This window comes from Streptomyces sp. AB3(2024), assembly GCF_041862025.1.
Classification (GTDB): domain Bacteria; phylum Actinomycetota; class Actinomycetes; order Streptomycetales; family Streptomycetaceae; genus Streptomyces.
On record NZ_JBGWAB010000001.1, the window covers coordinates 167,714 to 184,753 of the forward strand.

21 protein-coding genes are annotated in these 17,040 nt (G+C 70.5%); 13 read left to right on the top strand and 8 right to left on the bottom strand.

Translation table 11 applies throughout. The features are described from left to right. Nucleotides 1–4 precede the first annotated feature (4 nt). From ACEPPI_RS00795 to ACEPPI_RS00825, 7 genes are all read left to right on the top strand, one after another. On the top strand, nt 5–679 hold the full coding sequence (locus ACEPPI_RS00795; protein WP_373913291.1) for a response regulator: 675 nt from the start codon (nt 5–7) through the stop codon (nt 677–679). A gap of 57 nt (nt 680–736) precedes the next feature. Continuing rightward, entirely contained in the window at nt 737–910 is a 174-nt protein-coding gene (locus ACEPPI_RS00800) for a hypothetical protein (RefSeq protein ID WP_373913331.1), read from the top strand. Nucleotides 911–952: 42 nt separating this feature from the next. Continuing rightward, entirely contained in the window at nt 953–2,500 is a 1,548-nt protein-coding gene (locus ACEPPI_RS00805; RefSeq protein ID WP_373913292.1) for a recombinase family protein, read from the top strand. 341 nt (nt 2,501–2,841) lie between these two features. Beyond that, entirely contained in the window at nt 2,842–3,105 is a 264-nt protein-coding gene (locus tag ACEPPI_RS00810; protein ID WP_373913330.1) for a hypothetical protein, read from the top strand. Next, nucleotides 3,098–3,556, top strand: a complete 459-nt coding sequence (locus tag ACEPPI_RS00815) for a DUF6879 family protein (RefSeq protein WP_373913293.1) — start codon at nt 3,098–3,100, stop codon at nt 3,554–3,556. Before ACEPPI_RS00810 ends, ACEPPI_RS00815 begins: the two co-directional genes overlap by 8 nt. Nucleotides 3,557–3,568: 12 nt before the next feature. Further along, nucleotides 3,569–4,417 (top strand): helix-turn-helix domain-containing protein, encoded by an 849-nt coding sequence (locus tag ACEPPI_RS00820; protein WP_373913294.1) that lies wholly within the window; start codon nt 3,569–3,571, stop codon nt 4,415–4,417. A 286-nt stretch (nt 4,418–4,703) separates the two neighbouring features. Next, nucleotides 4,704–4,934: a hypothetical protein gene (locus ACEPPI_RS00825; RefSeq protein ID WP_373913295.1), complete on the top strand. Its 231-nt coding sequence runs from the start codon at nt 4,704–4,706 to the stop codon at nt 4,932–4,934. A 5-nt stretch (nt 4,935–4,939) separates the two neighbouring features. On the opposite strand, the gene ACEPPI_RS00830 is transcribed toward ACEPPI_RS00825, so the two are convergent. Continuing rightward, the gene (locus ACEPPI_RS00830; protein ID WP_373913296.1) at nt 4,940–5,656 is read right to left on the bottom strand and encodes a hypothetical protein; all 717 of its coding nucleotides are present in this window, start codon (nt 5,654–5,656) and stop codon (nt 4,940–4,942) included. A gap of 74 nt (nt 5,657–5,730) precedes the next feature. Here ACEPPI_RS00830 and ACEPPI_RS00835 point away from each other — a divergent pair, with 74 nt between their 5' ends. Further along, a complete protein-coding gene (locus ACEPPI_RS00835) occupies nt 5,731–7,572 on the top strand; it encodes an NHL domain-containing thioredoxin family protein (RefSeq protein ID WP_373913297.1) in 1,842 nt (613 codons plus the stop codon). A 67-nt stretch (nt 7,573–7,639) separates the two neighbouring features. Here the strand turns inward: ACEPPI_RS00835 and ACEPPI_RS00840 are convergent, their stop codons facing one another. From ACEPPI_RS00840 to ACEPPI_RS00855, 4 genes are all read right to left on the bottom strand, one after another. After that, nucleotides 7,640–8,932: a M18 family aminopeptidase gene (locus ACEPPI_RS00840; RefSeq protein ID WP_373913298.1), complete on the bottom strand. Its 1,293-nt coding sequence runs from the start codon at nt 8,930–8,932 to the stop codon at nt 7,640–7,642. 100 nt (nt 8,933–9,032) lie between these two features. Further along, nucleotides 9,033–9,767 carry a hypothetical protein gene (locus ACEPPI_RS00845; RefSeq protein WP_373913299.1) on the bottom strand — a complete coding sequence of 245 codons (735 nt, stop codon included), beginning with the start codon at nt 9,765–9,767 and terminating at the stop codon, nt 9,033–9,035. A 203-nt stretch (nt 9,768–9,970) separates the two neighbouring features. Then, nucleotides 9,971–11,797, bottom strand: a complete 1,827-nt coding sequence (locus ACEPPI_RS00850) for an acyl-CoA dehydrogenase (RefSeq protein ID WP_373913300.1) — start codon at nt 11,795–11,797, stop codon at nt 9,971–9,973. 172 nt (nt 11,798–11,969) lie between these two features. Beyond that, nucleotides 11,970–12,614 carry an NADPH-dependent F420 reductase gene (locus ACEPPI_RS00855; RefSeq protein WP_373913301.1) on the bottom strand — a complete coding sequence of 215 codons (645 nt, stop codon included), beginning with the start codon at nt 12,612–12,614 and terminating at the stop codon, nt 11,970–11,972. 87 nt (nt 12,615–12,701) lie between these two features. Here ACEPPI_RS00855 and ACEPPI_RS00860 point away from each other — a divergent pair, with 87 nt between their 5' ends. Continuing rightward, nucleotides 12,702–13,097, top strand: coding sequence for a winged helix-turn-helix transcriptional regulator (locus tag ACEPPI_RS00860; protein WP_373913302.1), 396 nt, complete (start codon nt 12,702–12,704; stop codon nt 13,095–13,097). Here the strand turns inward: ACEPPI_RS00860 and ACEPPI_RS00865 are convergent. Then, complete coding sequence (locus tag ACEPPI_RS00865) at nt 13,094–13,456, bottom strand: ATP-binding protein (RefSeq protein WP_373913303.1); 363 nt, start codon at nt 13,454–13,456, stop codon at nt 13,094–13,096. The two genes, ACEPPI_RS00860 and ACEPPI_RS00865, sit on opposite strands and share 4 nt — an antisense overlap. Continuing rightward, a complete protein-coding gene (locus ACEPPI_RS00870) occupies nt 13,453–13,662 on the bottom strand; it encodes a hypothetical protein (protein ID WP_373913304.1) in 210 nt (69 codons plus the stop codon). Before ACEPPI_RS00870 ends, ACEPPI_RS00865 begins: the two co-directional genes overlap by 4 nt. A gap of 118 nt (nt 13,663–13,780) precedes the next feature. On the opposite strand from ACEPPI_RS00870, the gene ACEPPI_RS00875 reads away from it, so the two are divergent. The 3 genes from ACEPPI_RS00875 to ACEPPI_RS00885 are packed head-to-tail and all read left to right on the top strand — an operon-like array spanning nt 13,781 to nt 15,312. Further along, nucleotides 13,781–14,632: a helix-turn-helix domain-containing protein gene (locus ACEPPI_RS00875; RefSeq protein ID WP_373913305.1), complete on the top strand. Its 852-nt coding sequence runs from the start codon at nt 13,781–13,783 to the stop codon at nt 14,630–14,632. After that, on the top strand, nt 14,613–14,843 hold the full coding sequence (locus tag ACEPPI_RS00880; protein ID WP_373913306.1) for a DUF397 domain-containing protein: 231 nt from the start codon (nt 14,613–14,615) through the stop codon (nt 14,841–14,843). The genes ACEPPI_RS00875 and ACEPPI_RS00880 overlap by 20 nt, the downstream gene beginning before the upstream one ends. 10 nt (nt 14,844–14,853) lie before the next feature. Then, the gene (locus tag ACEPPI_RS00885) at nt 14,854–15,312 is read left to right on the top strand and encodes an SseB family protein (RefSeq protein ID WP_266840166.1); all 459 of its coding nucleotides are present in this window, start codon (nt 14,854–14,856) and stop codon (nt 15,310–15,312) included. A gap of 7 nt (nt 15,313–15,319) precedes the next feature. Here ACEPPI_RS00885 and ACEPPI_RS00890 read toward each other — a convergent pair whose 3' ends face one another. Next, entirely contained in the window at nt 15,320–15,766 is a 447-nt protein-coding gene (locus ACEPPI_RS00890) for a hypothetical protein (protein WP_373913307.1), read from the bottom strand. A gap of 189 nt (nt 15,767–15,955) precedes the next feature. On the opposite strand from ACEPPI_RS00890, the gene ACEPPI_RS00895 reads away from it, so the two are divergent. Beyond that, entirely contained in the window at nt 15,956–16,927 is a 972-nt protein-coding gene (locus ACEPPI_RS00895) for a pirin family protein (protein WP_373913308.1), read from the top strand. Nucleotides 16,928–17,040: the final 113 nt, after the last annotated feature.

The following is a 17,040-nucleotide window of genomic DNA, read 5'->3' on the forward strand; positions in this document are numbered from 1 at the left end:
GCCCGTGACCACCCGCATCCTGATAGCCGACGACCAGGAAGACGTACGCAACGGCTTCCGGCTCATCCTCGACTCGCAGCCCGACATGACCGTCGTCGGGGAGGCCGCCGACGGTGCGGAAGCGGTCGAGCTCGCCCGTACGCTGCGGCCCGACGTCGTACTCGCCGACATCCGGATGCCGCGCCTGGACGGCCTGGAGGTGACCCGGCTGCTGGCGGGCCCGACCGCCGAGCACCCCGTCCGCGTCGTCGTCGTCACGACCTTCGACCTCGACGACTACGTGCACACCGCACTGCGCAACGGCGCCTGCGGCTTCCTGCTGAAGCGGTCCGGCCCCAACCTGCTGATCGAGGGGGTACGGGCGGCGATGGCCGGGGACACCCTGATCAGTCCGCAGCTCACGGTCCGGCTGCTGCGCAGCCTGTCCGCGCCGCAGCCTGTTCCGGAGCCCGCTCCGCAGCCGCGGACCACCGCCGCCGACCCCCTGACCGTGCGGGAGCGGGAGGTCGCCCTGCTCGTCGCACGCGGACTGACCAACGCCGAGGTCGGCGCCGAGCTGTTCATCTCGCCGGGCACCGCCAAGACCCACGTCGCCAGCATCCAGGCGAAGCTGGCGGTGCGCAACCGGGTGGGCATCGCCGCGTGGGCCTGGGAGACCGGCCTGGCGGGGAAGGCCTGAGCAGGGCCTTCGTGCCGACGTGATCCCGTGTTCACGGGCGGATGGCAAGCCTGAAGCATGAACGATGCAGCCCCGGCGCCCACCCCCGCGCCCGCGCCCGCGCCCGCGCCCCGCAAGCGTGCCCGTGTCCGTGCCCCCGAGCTGATCGGCAAGGGCGGATGGATCAACGCCGGCGGGAAGGACCTGAAGCTCGCCGACTTCCGAGGTCGCACATTGATCCTCGATTTTTGAAAATCGACAACGGACCACCGAACTCTTCGTCACACTGAGTGTGTGCACCAAGACACGATCTGTGACCTGTACCTCCGCCTGTCTCTTGACCGGGACGGCAAGACCGCAATCGAACGGCAGGAAGCCGACTGCCGTGCCTGGGCCGAACGCAACGGACTGACCGTCCGCAAGGTCCACATAGACAGAGGGCGCTCCGGCTACAAGACCGTTGAGCGCAAGGGCTTCGACGCCGCGCTGGCGGCCGTAACGGCGGGCGTCGTGGGCACGCTGATCGTCTGGAAGCTGGACCGCCTGTCCCGCAAGGGCATCGGCCAGGTCGGCAAGGTGCTGGACGGCATCGAGGAGGCCGGCGGCCGTCTCGTCTCGGTGGTGGACGGTCTCGACACCTCGAACGACTCGGCGCGCATGGTCGTGGCGATGCTCGCCGAACTCGCCCGATCCGAGTCGAAGAATCTCGGCACACGCGTCGGCCATGCCAAGCGCTACCTACGCAGCAAGGGTCAGTGGATCGGCGGACAGCCTCCGTACGGGCTGCTCATCGACCCGCAGACCAAGAAGCTCGTCCATGACCCGGAGCACGCCGTCCACGCCCGTCTCATCGCGGATGAAGCGCTCGCCGGAACGTCGCTGGTCAAGATCGCCCGACTTCTCAACGAGTACGAGATTCTTTCGCCCAGAGGCGGGCAGTGGAACGCGGCGAGCATCATGCAGCTCCTGCGCTCGCCGGCGTTCGCCGGCCTGATGCCGGAGACCGAGACCGTCGAGACGGACGACGGCGAGCGGAAGTACACGGGCAGGGTCTTCCCGTACCGCGATCCCGAGACTCTGGACACCGTCGAGATCGGCGAGGGGATCATCACGGTCGGAGAGCGTGAACAGATCATCCGCACCCTGGAATCCAGGACGTTCGTACACGCAGGAAAGCGGCGGCCGAAGCCCGAGGGGACGGCGCTGCTCACGGGACTCGTCTACTGCGCGGTACCCGACTGCGGTCGCCGAATGCACCGCGTGGGAGGCAGCTACCAGTGCATGGCTCGCCGCGCGGGCAACCAGTGCATCGGAGCGTCGGCGCTGGCTGAAGCGGTGGACCAGTACGTGACGGAACAGTTCCTCACGAAGCTCCCAGCGCTCGAACCGGACGACCCGTTGCTTGTCGCGATCGCAGACCGCTGGGTGCACCGCGTGGACCCGGAGACCTTCGCGAAACGTGATGCGCTTACTGCTGAGATCCAGGATGAGGAAGCCCGCCTCGCCGATCTGGAGGACGCGCGATACGTGCGCGGTGAGTTCAGCGGCCCCGCAGCCGTGGAGCGCTACAACCGGCTTGCAGAGCGCCTGAGGGGGCGCATCGAAGGGCTTGGCACCGATCTCCGCAAGCTCCCCATGCCGTCCGTGGACGTGTCACCGATGCTTGACGGCCTCATCCTGCGTGAGGCGTGGGCCGAGGCGACGAACGAAGATCGGCGCGGCCGGTTGTCACTCGCCATAGACAGGGTTGAAGTGACCAAGGGAGCGCGCGGACAGCGGATCATCCCTGAGCAACGCATCCAGATTCATTGGGCGAAGCTGGGAACCGACAGCGCCGCCTGAGCACCGCGGTAACCCTTCCAGCTGTCGGTAGCGGAAGCTCTGGCGAACCCCTTACAGCGACCCCGGCCCCAGCTCGGAAAACGTGCCCTGGGTGCCGCCCCGTTTTTGGACTGCCGACCCTTGCAGCCACTGAGTAAGGGCCTCCTTGAGCCCCTGAAAACGACCCCGCTAAGGGGCCGGTAGGCCGTGCGAAACGGTGCTGAGCCCCCGGTGGCTGCCCGTACTGGGGTGGCTGTCGGGGGCTTAGTCGTACTCGCATCCTGAACCAACGGGCTTGTCCTGACGCCCTCTTGCGCCAGTCAGTCACAGGGGTGAGGCTCGTGCACGTTCGTGGAGCGATCGTGAACCTAAGGTTCCTCGGCATCGTCCCGAACACGCCGACCGACGAGTCCCCGACCATCTGGCTTGATGAGGAGACCGGTGACCTGCTGATCCAGTCGTACAGGGCAACGTCGGAAGAGGTGAAGGCCTGCCAGGAGATCGGCTCGATCCCCGGGCACTCCACGGACGTGCCGGACCACGAAACGATCATCAGGCTCCCTGCGGTGATGCTGAAGTACATCCCGCGCCCGGACGAGAACGGAGAAGCCGGAAAAGTTGCGTGACAGCTACATGCTCGATGACCCGGAGTTCCTTGCCTGGCAGCAGGGCAAACGGCTGGACCCGGCTGATCGGTCGTCGTGGTGGGGCGGCTGGCACGACGCGGTGAGTGCTGCCACGGCGCGCGGAGTGGTGGTCCGCCGGGTCCGCATCGTGTCCGAGCCGATCAGTGACTACGTGCGCTATGAGTACGACTGCACCTTCACCAATCTCGCTGCGGGTGAGATGGTCCGGTGGCTGCCCCGCCGGCAGACGACGGACTTGGCGTTGCCAGGTACGGACTTCTGGGTCTTCGACGGCAGCCAAGCCCTCTTCCACCACTTCACCGGAGAGGGGCAGTTGGACGAGGACGGGCGGGAGTACGCCGACGATCCTGCGCGGGTCCACCTGTGCACCACGGCGTTCGAGGCCGTCTGGCAACGTGCCATCCCGCACGAGGAGTACAAGCCGCGCTGACCGGTCACCACCATGGCTGTCTCTCCCTCTTCGAGTGCCCAGCAGGCCCGGCAGGCGCTGGCGAACCGACTCGCTGAGCTATGCCGGGACTCCGGCCTGAACGGGCGCGATCTCGCCCGGCTCTGCGGATGGCACCCGTCCAAGTCATCCCGGATCATGAACGCCCGTACGCCTCCGTCCGTCGACGACATCCGGGCTTGGTGCCACGCGTGCGGGGCCGAAGGGCAGACGGACGATCTGATCGCCTCGCTGCGGACCGTCGAGGACATGTGGATCGGCTGGCGACGCATGGAGCGCGCCGGGCTCAGGCACGCACAGGAAGCCCGTCTGCCGCTCTTCGAGCGAGCCCGCCGGTTCCGCTCCTACTCCTCGTGGTTCGTTCCGGGTCTGATCCAGACCTACGGCTACACGGAAGCCGTCTTGCGTGCCGTTCAGCGGAGACGGGTCGAGGTCGATGACGTGGCCGATGCCGTCGCCGTGCGCATGGAGCGTCAGCGCGTCCTCTACGAGGGCGACCGCCGGTTCGCGTTCCTGGTCGAGGAGTCGGTCTTGCGTAACGGTCTCGGCGGGCCGGACGTGCAGGAGGAACAGCTCAGCCACCTCCTCACGGTCGGCTCCCTGCCCAGCGTCAGCCTGGGCGTGGTGCCCACGCGGACCGATCGGTCCCGGATGCCGGTGGAAGGCTTCTGGATCTTCGACAGGGCGCAGGTCAACGTCGAGCTGGTCTCCGGCTACCTCACGCTGACCCAGCCGAGCGAGATTGCCGCGTACGCGGACGCGTTCACCGAACTGGCCGAGATGGCTGTCCATGGGGCGAAGGCCCGCGCACTGATCACCAGCGCCATTCAGACCCTCAGGTGACAACCGTGCAACCTCATGCAATCTCCTGGGAGTTGCAGCTCCACCGTTCCTGGCGTGGTTGCCACACGGACGACACGAGGAGCGGGGCCGTGAAGGCGATCACGTATGCGCAACCCCCGGTAGAGCTGCCGTTGCGAACAGACCCGGACCCCGTGCCGGAGGCTGGATGCGGGGTATGCGCCGCCCTGGCCGTACAGCGCCGGGAAGCCCGTCACCAGGGCGACCATTCCGCGGCCAGTGATTGCAACGTGGAGCTGCGGAACCACCCGCACCCCGAGGCGGCGGCATGACCGTGAGAGCCGTGCTCCGGTACGTCAGCTACGTCATGCACCGCCACCCCTCGGCGGAGACGACGGCCACGGCGCGGTGCCTGAACCCGGACTGCCGCTGGACTGCCGCGCCGACCGGGAACGCGGACGTGTGCACGGATATGTGTATCGAGCACACGGGCCGTACCGGTCACATGATCTTCGTGCGGGAGTTCTCGGAAGTCGCCGTGGTCGAGCGTGCCCAGTGAGGGTGTCAGTCACCGACCTGGTGTTCCACGCGGTGGCGGATGTACTCGTCCGGATGGGACCGGGCTATCGCCACGGCCGCGTCCACCAGGTCGTGCAGCTCCGGAGGATAGGCCGACTTCCGGAGCGGCAGGCCCGGCAGGATGCAGCGCCGGACGTCCAGGTGCTCGTTGCTCACGAACTCGCGTAGCGCGGTTTCGTACCACTCGGCCCCCACGCTTGGGGCGTCGTCGGGCTCCGCCGGACCGGTGGCTGCGGGGTGCTCCGCCCGTACGGTGGGCATACGCAGGGGTAGAGCGGACCAGTACCAGGCATTCGCCGCGCCCGCCCGCTCGAGGTCCGTGCCCGCCCGCAGGTATCCGAGCAGCGAGGCCTGGACCCGCCCGCGCCCGAACGCGTTCAGCGCCGGCTCGAGGAAATGGCGGTTGAAGCTCGGGTCGGGGTCGTAGACGGCTGCCTTGACCAGCGTCTGGAAGGACTCCTCGGAAAGGATCAGGTCCCGGCGGCAGGCCTTGTACAGCGCCGTCCGAGCATGGTTCACCCAGGTTCGTGGATCGCCGGGCTGCGGCTCGTGAGCGACATCGAGCCCGAGGACCCGGACGACCTCCGCCACGCATCCGGCGAACACCTCTCTGCGGTCCTCCACGGGCCCCGGCAGCGCCATGAACCCCTGCACCGTCCGCGCCGTCTCGCCGGCAGTCGTCTCGTCCTCGTCCGTGGCCAACCTTCGCTCCCCTGTCGTGGGTCCTGCCGTACGCGTGTGATCCGACGTTCATAGCAGGATGGCAAGCTTGAAGAATGAACGATGCTGCTTCGGCGCCCACCCCTGCGCCCGCACCCCGCAAGCGTGCCCGTGTCCGTGCCCCCGAGCTGATCGGCAAGGGCGGCTGGCTGAACACCGGCGGGAAGGGGCTGACGCTCGCCGACCTGCGAGGTAAGTGCGTTGTTGTGGATTTTTGGACCTTCTGCTGCATCAACTGCCTGCACGTCCTCGACGAGCTGCGCGAGCTGGAGGAGAAGCACCGCGACACCGTCGTGATCATCGGGGTGCACTCGCCGAAGTTCGTGCACGAGGCCGACCACGCGGCCGTCGTCGATGCCGTCGAGCGGTACCAGGTGCACCACCCCGTGCTCGACGACCCCGAGCTCGCCACCTGGAAGCAGTACGCCGTGCGGGCGTGGCCCACGCTCGTGGTGATCGACCCCGAGGGGTACGTCGTCGCGCAGCACGCCGGCGAGGGGCACGCGCACGCCATCGAGCGGCTCGTCGAGGAGCTGGAGGCCGAGCACGAGGCCAAGGGGACCCTGCGGCGCGGTGACGGGCCCTACGTGGCGCCCGAGCCCGTCGCGACCGACCTGCGGTTCCCCGGCAAGGCGCTGCTGCTGGAGAACGGGAACCTGCTCGTGTCGGACTCCACCCGGCACCAGCTGGTGGAGCTGGCCCCGGACGGCGAGGACGTCGTGCGCCGGATCGGCAGCGGGGAGCGGGGCTTCGGGCCGGACGCCTTCAGCGAGCCGCAGGGGCTCGCGCTGCTGCCCGACGGCCGGGTCGTGGTCGCCGACACCGTCAACCACGCGCTGCGGGTGATCGACCCCGCCACGGGCGCCGTCGAGACCGTCGCCGGGACCGGGCGGCAGTGGTGGCAGGGGTCCCCGACCTCCGGGCCGGCCCTGGAGGTGGACCTGTCCTCCCCCTGGGACGTGGCCTGGTGGCAGGGCCGGGTGTGGATCGCCATGGCCGGGGTGCACCAGCTGTGGACCTGGGACCCCGAGGCGGGCACGGTCCGGGTGGCCGCCGGTACCACCAACGAGGGGCTCGTCGACGGCCCCGCCGCCGAGGCCTGGTTCGCGCAGCCGTCCGGGCTGTCGGCCGCCGGGGACCGGCTGTGGATCGCCGACTCCGAGACCAGCTCCCTGCGGTACGCGGAGCCCGACGGCGAGGGCGGGTACGCGATCCGGTCCGCCGTCGGCACCGGCCTGTTCGACTTCGGCCACCGCGACGGCGACGCCGCCCAGGCCCTGCTCCAGCACCCGCTCGGGGTGACCGCCCTGCCGGACGGCTCGGTCGCGGTCTGCGACACGTACAACCACGCGCTGCGGCGGTTCGACCCGGCCACCGGGCAGGTGACGACCCTCGCCACCGACCTGCGCGAGCCCAGCGACGCCGTCCTCGTCGGCGAGGACATCGTGGTCGTGGAGTCCGCCCGGCACCGGCTGACCCGGCTGCGGCTGCCCGAGGAGGCCGTACGGGTCGACGCGGTCGCCCACCGGACGCAGCGCGCCGCCACCGAGGTCGCCCCGGGCACGCTCCGCCTCGACGTGGTCTTCCAGGCCCCGGCCGGGCAGAAGCTGGACACCCGTTACGGTCCCTCCACCCGGCTGCTGGTCTCCTCGACCCCGCCGGAACTCCTCGCGGAGGGGGAGGGCCCCGGCACGGACCTGTTCCGTGACCTCGTGCTGGACCCGGAGGTCAGCGAGGGCGTCCTGCACGTGTCGGCGATGGCAGCCTCCTGCGACGACGACCCCGCCAACGAGTACCCGGCCTGCCACGTCCACCAGCAGGACTGGGGCGTCCCCGTCCGTGTGGTCGCGGAGGGCGCCGTACGCCTCCCGCTCGTCCTCGCCGGTCTGGACGCCTGAGCGCGGACCGGTGGGCGGTGACCGGCGCGCACACGGCGCGCCGGTCACCGGCCGGTCGGCCGAACGGTCAGCCCTCCAGGAAGGCCAGCAGGGCGTTGGCGAGGAGGAACGGGTCGTCCGCGCCGCACAGTTCGCGGGCGGAGTGCATCGAGAGGATCGCGACGCCGATGTCGACCGTCTGGATGCCGTGGCGGGCGGCGGTGATCGGGCCGATGGTGGTGCCGCACGGCATGGAGTTGTTGGAGACGAACGTCTGCCACGGCACGCCGGCCCGCTCGCAGGCGGCCGCGAACACGGCCCGGCCGCTGCCGTCCGTCGCGTACCGCTGGTTGACGTTGACCTTCAGGATCGGGCCGCCGTTGGCGCGCGGGTGGTGCGAAGGGTCGTGGCGCTCCGAGTAGTTGGGGTGCACGGCGTGCCCGGTGTCGGAGGAGAGGCAGATCGTGCCGGCGAAGGCCCGGGCCCGGTCCTCGTAGGAGCCGCCGCGGGCGAAGACAGAACGTTCCAGCACGTTGCCCAGCAGGGGGCCGTCGGCGCCGGTGTCGGACTGCGAGCCGTTCTCCTCGTGGTCGAACGCCGCCAGCACCGGGATGTGGTCCAGTGCGCCGCCCGCCGAGACGGCGGCCAGCGCGGCGATGCCCGCGTGCACCGACAGCAGGTTGTCCATGCGGGGCCCGGCGAGCAGTTCGCGGTCGCGGCCCAGGTAGGCGGGCGGCTCGATGGAGTGGACCATCAGGTCCCAGCCGGCCACGGAGCCCTGCGGCAGGCCCTCTTCCTCTTCCAGGAAGGCGATCAGGTCGCCCTCGCGGGCGTCGCCGAGGCCCCAGATCGGCTGCATGTGCCGCTGCTTGTCGAGCTTGAGGCCGTCGGTGTTCACCGACCGGTCGAGGTGCACGGCGAGTTGGGGGACGCGCAGCAGCGCGCGGTCCACGTTGACGAGTCGCTCGGTGCCGTCCCGCAGGGACAGGCGCCCGGCCAGGCCCAGGTCCCGGTCCAGCCAGGTGTTGAGCAGGGTGCCCCCGTAGATCTCCACGGCGACCTGCCGCCAGCCCTGCGAGCCGGTGTCCGGCACCGGCTTGACCCGCAGGTTGGGGGAGTCGGTGTGCGCGCCGATGATCCGGAAGGGGGTGTGCGCGGACGCGCCCTCGGGCACGTACCAGGCGATGAGCGCGCCGCCGCGGAGGACGAACCGGCCTCCCGTGCCCGAGTCCCATGCGTCCTGCTCCGACAACTGCCTGAAGCCTGCCTTTTCCAGCCGCTCGGCCGCGTTGGCGACGGCGTGGTACGGCGACGGACTGGCCGTCAGAAAGGTCATCAGGTCGTCGGTGTGGCCGCGGTCGAAGCGGGCGGGAGAGCTCATGTGGTTCACCTTAACGACGGTCGTGTTCGCCATGGCCGGACTGCGGCGGATAGCCGGAGGGGCAGGGGTCGGGGCAGGTCGCCCCGGCGTCCCGTCGCTCTCAGCCCGGTGGACGCTCGAATCTGCGCTGCAATTGCCGACGCTCGCCCCGGCGGATGCGCGGGAGCATCTCGGGGGTCTGCGGCGGGCGCTGCGCGCGTCTCTTGCGCCCGGCGCAGAAGATACAGGCCTCGCCGGGAGGGGCATCGGGGTCGATGGGTGCGCCGGGGTGTTCGGAGCAGCCGGAGGCGTTGCGCGGCCGGGACAGTTCGCGGGCGACGATGAAGGCGCGGTGCAGGTCGTCGGCGATCCGGACGAAGTCCTGGTCGGGGGAGCCGAGGGTGAGGTGGAAGCGCTGCTCGTCGATGGTCCGCAGGTACCGGCGGAGCACGTCGAGGGTGTACGGGGGCTCGGGCACGGGGTAGCCGAGGCGGCGCTGCTCGCCCGCGGGGGCGGGACCGGCCTGACGGCCGCCCTGCAGGCGCCGGCCGAGGCGGCGGCGGTCGTTGCAGATCAGGCAGCGTCCCCAGCCTTCGGGGGCCTCGGGGTCGAGGGCGCCGTTGGGGTGCTCGGGGCAGCCGGTGTAGCTCTTGGCGGGGGCGAGTCCGGCGGCCGTCTGGAAGGCGATGTAGAGGGCGTCGGCGACGGGGTCGTACTCGGCGGGGTGCGCGCCGTCGTAGAGCTCCGTGATCCGGTCGCCGAGGGCGCCCACGTTGGCCTGGAGCTCCTTGAGGGCGTACGGCCGCCCGGTGGGGACGGAATACCCCCTGCTGCTGTGCTGCTCCTGCGGACTCATGTCTACGAGCGTCCCATGAACGACCGACAACGGGGAAAGCCGCCGGTGGCGGGGGTGGTGAGCGGGGTACGGGGCCCGGGGCGCGGGGGCCGGGTACGGGGTGCGGCTGCCGGGTACGCCAGCGGCCGGGCCCCCGTGCGGGAAGGCCCGGCCGCTGTGCGTCCACCGTGTGCGCCGACCGCCGGGGCGGCGCCGGTCGTGGTCTAGAAGGCGGCCTCGTCGAGCTCCATGAGGGAGTTGTCGACGGTCTCGGCCAGGGCGCGCTGGACGGAGACGCCCGGCAGGATCTGGCCGGCGAAGAACTTCGCGGCGGCGATCTTGCCGGTGTAGAAGGCCACGTCCTTGGCGGAGGCGCCGGCCAGCTTCTCGGCGGCCACGGCCGCGCCCTTGAGGAGCAGGTAGCCGACGACCACGTCACCGGACGCCATGAGCAGGCGGGTGGTGTTCTGGCCGACCTTGTAGATGTTCTTGACGTCCTCGCCGGTGGCGGTGAGGTCGACGATCATCTGGCCGACGATGGCCTCCAGGTCCACGGCGGCCTTGGCGAGGGCGTCGCGGGCGGGGGCCAGGTCGTCGCCGCCGGGGCCCTCGGCGAGGAACTTCTTGATCGTCTCGGAGAGGACGTTCAGCGAGGCACCCTGGTCGCGGACGATCTTGCGGAAGAAGAAGTCCTGGCCCTGGATGGCCGTGGTGCCCTCGTAGAGGGTGTCGATCTTGGCATCGCGGATGTACTGCTCGATCGGGTATTCCTGGAGGTAACCGGAACCGCCGAAGGTCTGCAGCGACTGGGCGAGCTGCTCGTAGGACCGCTCCGAGCCGTAGCCCTTGACGATCGGCAGGAGCAGGTCGTTCAGGCCGATCTCGGCGGAGGCGTCCTCGCCCGCGGCCTGCTTGAGCTGGATCGCGTCCTGGACGGAGGCGGTGTACAGCACGAGGGCGCGCATGCCCTCGGCGTAGGCCTTCTGCGTCATGAGCGAGCGGCGCACGTCGGGGTGGTGCGTGATGGTGACCTTGGGCGCGGTCTTGTCCATGAAGTTGGCCAGGTCCGGGCCCTGCACGCGCTCCTTGGCGTACTCCAGCGCGTTGAGGTAGCCGGTGGAGAGGGTGGCGATGGCCTTCGTGCCGACCATCATCCGGGCGAACTCGATGATCATGAACATCTGGCGGATGCCGTCGTGCTTGTCACCGATCAGCCAGCCCTTGGCGGGGTGCTGGTCGCCGAAGGTCATCTCGCACGTGTTGGAGGCCTTGAGGCCCATCTTGTGCTCGACGTTCGTCGCGTAGACGCCGTTGCGCTCGCCCAGCTCGCCGGTCTCCCAGTCGAAGTGGAACTTCGGGACGAGGAAGAGGGACAGGCCCTTGGTGCCCGGACCGTGGCCCTCGGGGCGGGCGAGGACGTAGTGGAGGATGTTCTCCTCCATGTCGTGCTCACCGGACGTGATGAAGCGCTTGACGCCCTCGATGTGCCAGGAGCCGTCCTCCTGCTGGACGGCCTTGGTGCGGCCGGCGCCGACGTCCGAGCCGGCGTCCGGCTCGGTCAGGACCATGGTGGAGCCCCAGCGCTTCTCGACGGCTATCCGCGCGACCTTCTTCTGCGCCTCGTTGCCCTCTTCGAAGAGGATGCCGGCGAACGCCGGGCCGGAGGAGTACATCCAGATGGCCGGGTTCGAGCCGAGCAGCAGCTCCGCGTACGCCCAGATGAGGGAACGCGGCGAGGTGGTGCCGCCGATCTCCTCGGGCAGGCCCAGGCGCCAGTACTCGGACTCCATGAAGGCTTCGTAGCTCTTCTTGAAGGTGGCCGGGACCGGCGCGGTGTTGGTGGCCGGGTCGAAGACCGGCGGGTTGCGGTCGGCGTCCGCGAAGGACTCGGCCAGCTCGTTCTCCGCGAGGCGGGTCAGCTCGGCCAGGATGCTCTTGGCGGTCTCGGTGTCCATCTCCTCGAAGGGACCGGTGCCGTACAGCTTGTCGCGGCCGAGCACCTCGAAGAGGTTGAACTCGATGTCGCGGAGATTCGACTTGTAGTGCCCCATGGCGACGGCTCCGTTAAGGCTCGGGGAGACAGGTTCCTCGTACATACCAATCGGTAACGTCATGATGCTACCCGTCGGTAATAAGGCGCAACCCTTCACCGAAGACTGTGACCAGCGTCAAGCCGGGGACGCTGGAGCGCCGCCGGGGCACCGGCCCGGCGGCGCCGGGGCGTCAGGCCGCGGCCGCCGGGGGCTCCGGGAAGGCCAGGCGCGGCGAGCCGCCCGCCCACCAGACGCCGATCACGAAGGCGGCCGTGGCCTCCACGTACCCCGCCCGGTCCAGCCCGCCCGCGGGCATCGGGCTCCACCCCATCCCGGTGATCAGCTCCTCGACCCGCCCCGCCGCCACCGGGTCGTCCGCGCAGAACGGCACCGCGGGGGCGGCTCCGTCCCGGGTGACCGGGGGCCGGTCCCACATGTCCACGTGGGCCAGGTTGAAGGCCTTCACCACGTGCGCGCCGGGCGCCGCGGCCGCGATGAGCCCCGCGACGCTCTCCCCGGCGCCGGTCGTGAGCATCACCCCGCCGGGGCCGGGTTCCAGTGCGTTCGTGCAGTCCACCACCGTCCGCCCCGCCAGCGCCGCCGCGTGCTCCCGGGCCAGGTCCGGGGCCGCCCCGGCCGGTACGGCCAGCAGCGCCACCTCCCCGTACGCCGCCGCCCCGGCCGGCGACCCGTGCCCGGCCGCCCCGATCCGCCCGGCGAGCGCCGCCGCGGCCGCCGCGTCCCGGCCGCCCACGAACACCTCGTGCCCGGCCCGCACCCAGGCGCCGCCCAGGGCCGCCGCCATCGCTCCCGTACCCATGACACCGATCCGCACGGTCCACCCCTCTCCTCGTCGAGTGGCCGACGCTACGGAGGCCGACGCACACCGTCCGGTGTCCATCGGCGGGGGCAGGATGACCGCATGGACATGCCGACCGACCCGACCGACCCGTCTGCGGACCTGCCCGACCTCGCGTACACGGCCGACTGCCGGGCGCGGGTGGCGTTCGAGGTGCTGGCCAAGCGCTGGGACAGCGTCGTGGTCTTCACGCTCGGCGCGCACGGCCCGATGCGGCCGCGCGCGCTCGTCGCGCGGATCGGCGGGATCAGCCCGAAGGTGCTGAACGAGGCGCTGCGGCGGCTGGAGTACAACGGCCTGGTCGAGCGCCGCCCGTACGCCGAGGCCCCGCCACGCGTGGACTACGCCCTGACGGAGGCCGGCACGGCCCTGCTGGTCCCGATGCGCGGGATGGGCGCCTGGGCCGCGCGGTACGCGGACGCGGTGCTCGACGCGCAGGACCGGTACGAGGCCCGCTAGGGGCGGGGGAGTTCGGCCCAGACGGTCTTGCCGCCCGGCTCCCGCCGCACGCCCCAGCGCAGTGACACGGCGGCCAGCAGGGCCAGGCCCCGCCCGGACTCGTCGGTCTCTGCCGCCTGCCGGGGCGCGGGCCACGCGTGCGGGCCGGGGTCGGTGAGCTCGACCCGCGTACGGGTTGCCCTGCCGGTGACCCTCAGGGTGACGGGGGTGCCCTCGCCGAGGTGGGCGATCACGTTGGCCAGCAGCTCGCTGACGCACAGCTCGGCGTCGGCCGATTCCGCCCCGAGGTGCTCGCGCACGGCGTGCCGCAGCAGGGGCGCCGCCTGGGGGACGGCGAGCAACTGGATGGTGAGGCTCACCGCGCGGCGCCCAGCGCGTCCGCGAGCCGCTGGGCGGTGGCGGGGTTGCAGTTCCCGAGGCTGATCAGCGGCGGGCGGGTGCCGCTCGCGGCGTAGGAGGGCAGGTGGAGGTCGAGCGAGGGCAGCGTGATCCCGTGCGAGGCCAGCGCGGCGCGAAGTTCGGTGAGGGCGGTGATCGCGATGCGGTCGCCGTCGGGGTCGCTCATGGGGGGACTTCCGTTCCTGTGCGGAGTGTGACGAAACCCTCACAGGGTGGAGCGGCGCCGCGTACCGTGGGAAGGGTTTCGGCTCCACGGCGCGAGGTGTGGAAGGCAGGCCCTGACGATGGCCGCACGCAAGGACATTGACGGCTCGGAGAGCGTTCCGGCCTTCTACGGCAAGGAGCTGCGCTGGAGGCGTGAGAAGGCGGGCCTCACCCTCCAGCAAGCAGTGGAGGGCAGCTTCTACGGGGCCACGTACTTGAGCGAGATCGAGCGGGGTCAGCGGCGCATGCCGGTGGACCTGGCACGGCACGTGGACCAGATCCTGGAGACCGACGGTTTCTTCTCGCGCGGGTGCGAGGACGTGCGCAACGCGAAGCGTGGTGCGCACGCGGAGTACTTCGCATCGATCGTGGAGGCGGAGAAGCGGGCGCAGGCCATCGAGGAGTGGAGCAACGCACTCATCCCCGGTCTGCTTCAGACGGAGGCGTACGCACGGGCGGTGATCCACTCGACGCATCCGCTGGACCTCCCCGAGGAGGTGGACGCGAAAGTCCGCGCCCGTATGCGGCGGGCGGTCCTGTTCGAGGACCCCCAACGGCCCGAGTACTGGACGATCCTGCACGAATGCTTGGTGCGGCAGCCGCTGCTGCCGCCGCGTGAGATGGCGGAGCAGCTCGACCGCATCGTCGCTCTGGCACGTCGTCGCCGGATCGTTCCACAGGTCCTGCCGTGGAGTTCCGCGATTCAGCCGTTCCTCGGCGTTCCGCTGACGCTCATGGAGTTCGGCACTGAGCCGCCGCTCGCTTACACCGAGGGCCCCTTCCATGGCCAGGTCGTCGACGATCCGGCCCTCGTGAAGCGGTATTGCACGTCATACGATCGCCTTCGGGCGGCCGCACTGTCGCCGGAGGCGTCCATCGCCATGATCGAGCGAGCTGCTGAGGGGTACAGAAATGGCCAGCACCAGGTCTGAGTTGGACGCCGCGACTTGGCGTAAGAGCAGCTACAGCAATGGTGACGGCGGTAACTGCGTCGAGGTGGCCGACGGCCTCGCCGGGCTCGTCCCCGTGCGGGACTCCAAAGTGACCGGCGGGCCCGTCATCGTGCTGTCGGCGGCGGCCTGGGGGCCCTTCGTCACCGCCCTAAAGGGCGGTACCGCCCCGGGCGGCCCGCGGCCTCGATAGGCTTCGGGTCATGTACGGCTACGACCAGAACCCGGGTGCCCAGCAGGGCTACGCGCAGCAGCCCCCGCAGGGGTACGCGCAGCAGGCTCCGCCGCTGTACCCCGAGCCGTCCCCGCCCTCGCTCGCGGACGCCGTACGGGCCTTCACCACCGGTTCGCTGTCCGCCGAGGACTTCCAGCAGATCTTCGCCACCTCGAAGGTCTACTGCCCGCGCGGCGACACCCCGGGGTTCCTGGCGCTGCACAACACGCAGCAGCCCGTCATCCCGATGTTCACCACGCTCAAGGAGCTCCGCCGGTACGCCGGCAAGGAGTCCAAGTACTTCGTGATCACCGGCGCCGAGGTGATCGACCTGCTCCCCACCGGCTACGGCTTCGTCCTCGACATGGAGGGCGACCACCGGATGGTCTTCGACGCGAAGGCCGTCGAGCAGATGGTCGACTTCGCCATGCGCCGGATGTACGGCTGACAGGCGGCTAGGAGCCGGTCCGCCGCAGTCTGCGCCGCCACAGGGCGGTGACTGCCGTGCCCGCCGCCAGGGCCGCCGCCCCGTACGCGTAGATGAGGGCCGGGTCCGGGTGGTGGGCCAGGGACAGGCGGATCCCGGCGTAGGCCGGCAGGACGAGGAGCTGCCAGCGGCCGTCGTATTCGACCTTCGCGGTGGCCCACTGGAGCAGCAGGCCGGCCAGGAACGTCAGGACCGCCCAGGCGGTGAGGTAGGGCCACGGGGACCCGGGCAGCGGTGACAGCGGCATGCCGGTCGAGGCCCAGCGGTACATGGCGTAGCCGATGGCCGTGACCAGGGCGGCGATGCCGGCGGCCCGGCCGAGGGCGGCCAGGGGCGCGGGCACGCGTCGGCGGCGATCGGTCTCCGCCTCGGAGGCGGGTTCGGGATCGGGCTCGGTCGTCGGGTGGGTCTCCATGTCGGGGAAGACCCCGGAACGGGCCCTTCGGTTGTCATGCGTACGACATTTGACGGGATTTCCCTGGTCAGGGCCCTGCCGTCCCCCAGCGCAGCCGTCCGGGAATGACCCGGGCGGGTGCGCTGTTCTGTGCGGTGTGGCAGAAAGTTCGACTTTCAACTAAAGTCGAAGCATAAGGAGGTCCTGACCATGCCCGCAGTGACTGTTGAGAACCCGTTGACCCTTCCGCGCGTGGCCGTGCCGCAGACGGCGGCGGCCCGCAAGGTACTGGCCGTGTCCACGGCCCCGGGCGGCTTCGAGGGCGAGGGCTTCCCGGTGCGCCGCGCGTTCGCCGGGATCGACTACCGCCACCTCGACCCGTTCATCATGATGGACCAGATGGGCGAGGTGGAGTACGCGCCCGGCGAGCCGAAGGGGACCCCGTGGCACCCCCACCGCGGCTTCGAGACCGTCACGTACATCATCGACGGGGTCTTCGACCATCAGGACTCCAACGGCGGCGGCGGCACCATCACCAACGGTGACACGCAGTGGATGACAGCGGGCTCGGGTCTACTCCACATCGAGGCCCCGCCGGAGCACCTCGTCATGTCCGGCGGCCTCTTCCACGGTCTCCAGCTGTGGGTGAACCTGCCGGCGAAGGACAAGATGATGGCGCCGCGCTACCAGGACATCCGCGGCGGCAACGTCCAGCTGCTGACCACGCCCGACGGCGGCGCGCTGCTCCGGGTGATCGCCGGTGAGCTGGACGGGCACGAGGGTCCGGGCATCACCCACACGCCGATCACGATGATCCACGCGACGCTGGCTCCGGGCGCGGAGGTGACCCTGCCGTGGCGGGAGGACTTCAACGGGCTGGCGTACGTGCTGGCGGGCAAGGGCTCGGTGGGTGCCGAGCGTCGTCCGATCCACCTGGGTCAGACCGCGGTCTTCGGTGCCGGCGGTTCGCTGACCGTCCGCGCGGACGAGAAGCAGGACTCCCACACGCCGGACATGGAGGTCGTTCTCCTGGGTGGGCAGCCGATCCGTGAGCCGATGGCCCACTACGGCCCGTTCGTCATGAACACCCGGGAAGAGCTCCAGCAGGCGTTCGAGGACTTCCAGAAGGGACGGCTGGGAACGATCCCGGCCGTGCACGGGATGTCCGAGGGCGGCCTGTAGCGCTCGCTGATGCCGCATGCGGACGACCCCCCTACCCGTACAGGGCAGGGGGGTCGTCCTTGTGGCGGCGTATCCCGCGATGCGTGGCTCCCGGAGGATGCGCATGGCCGTCT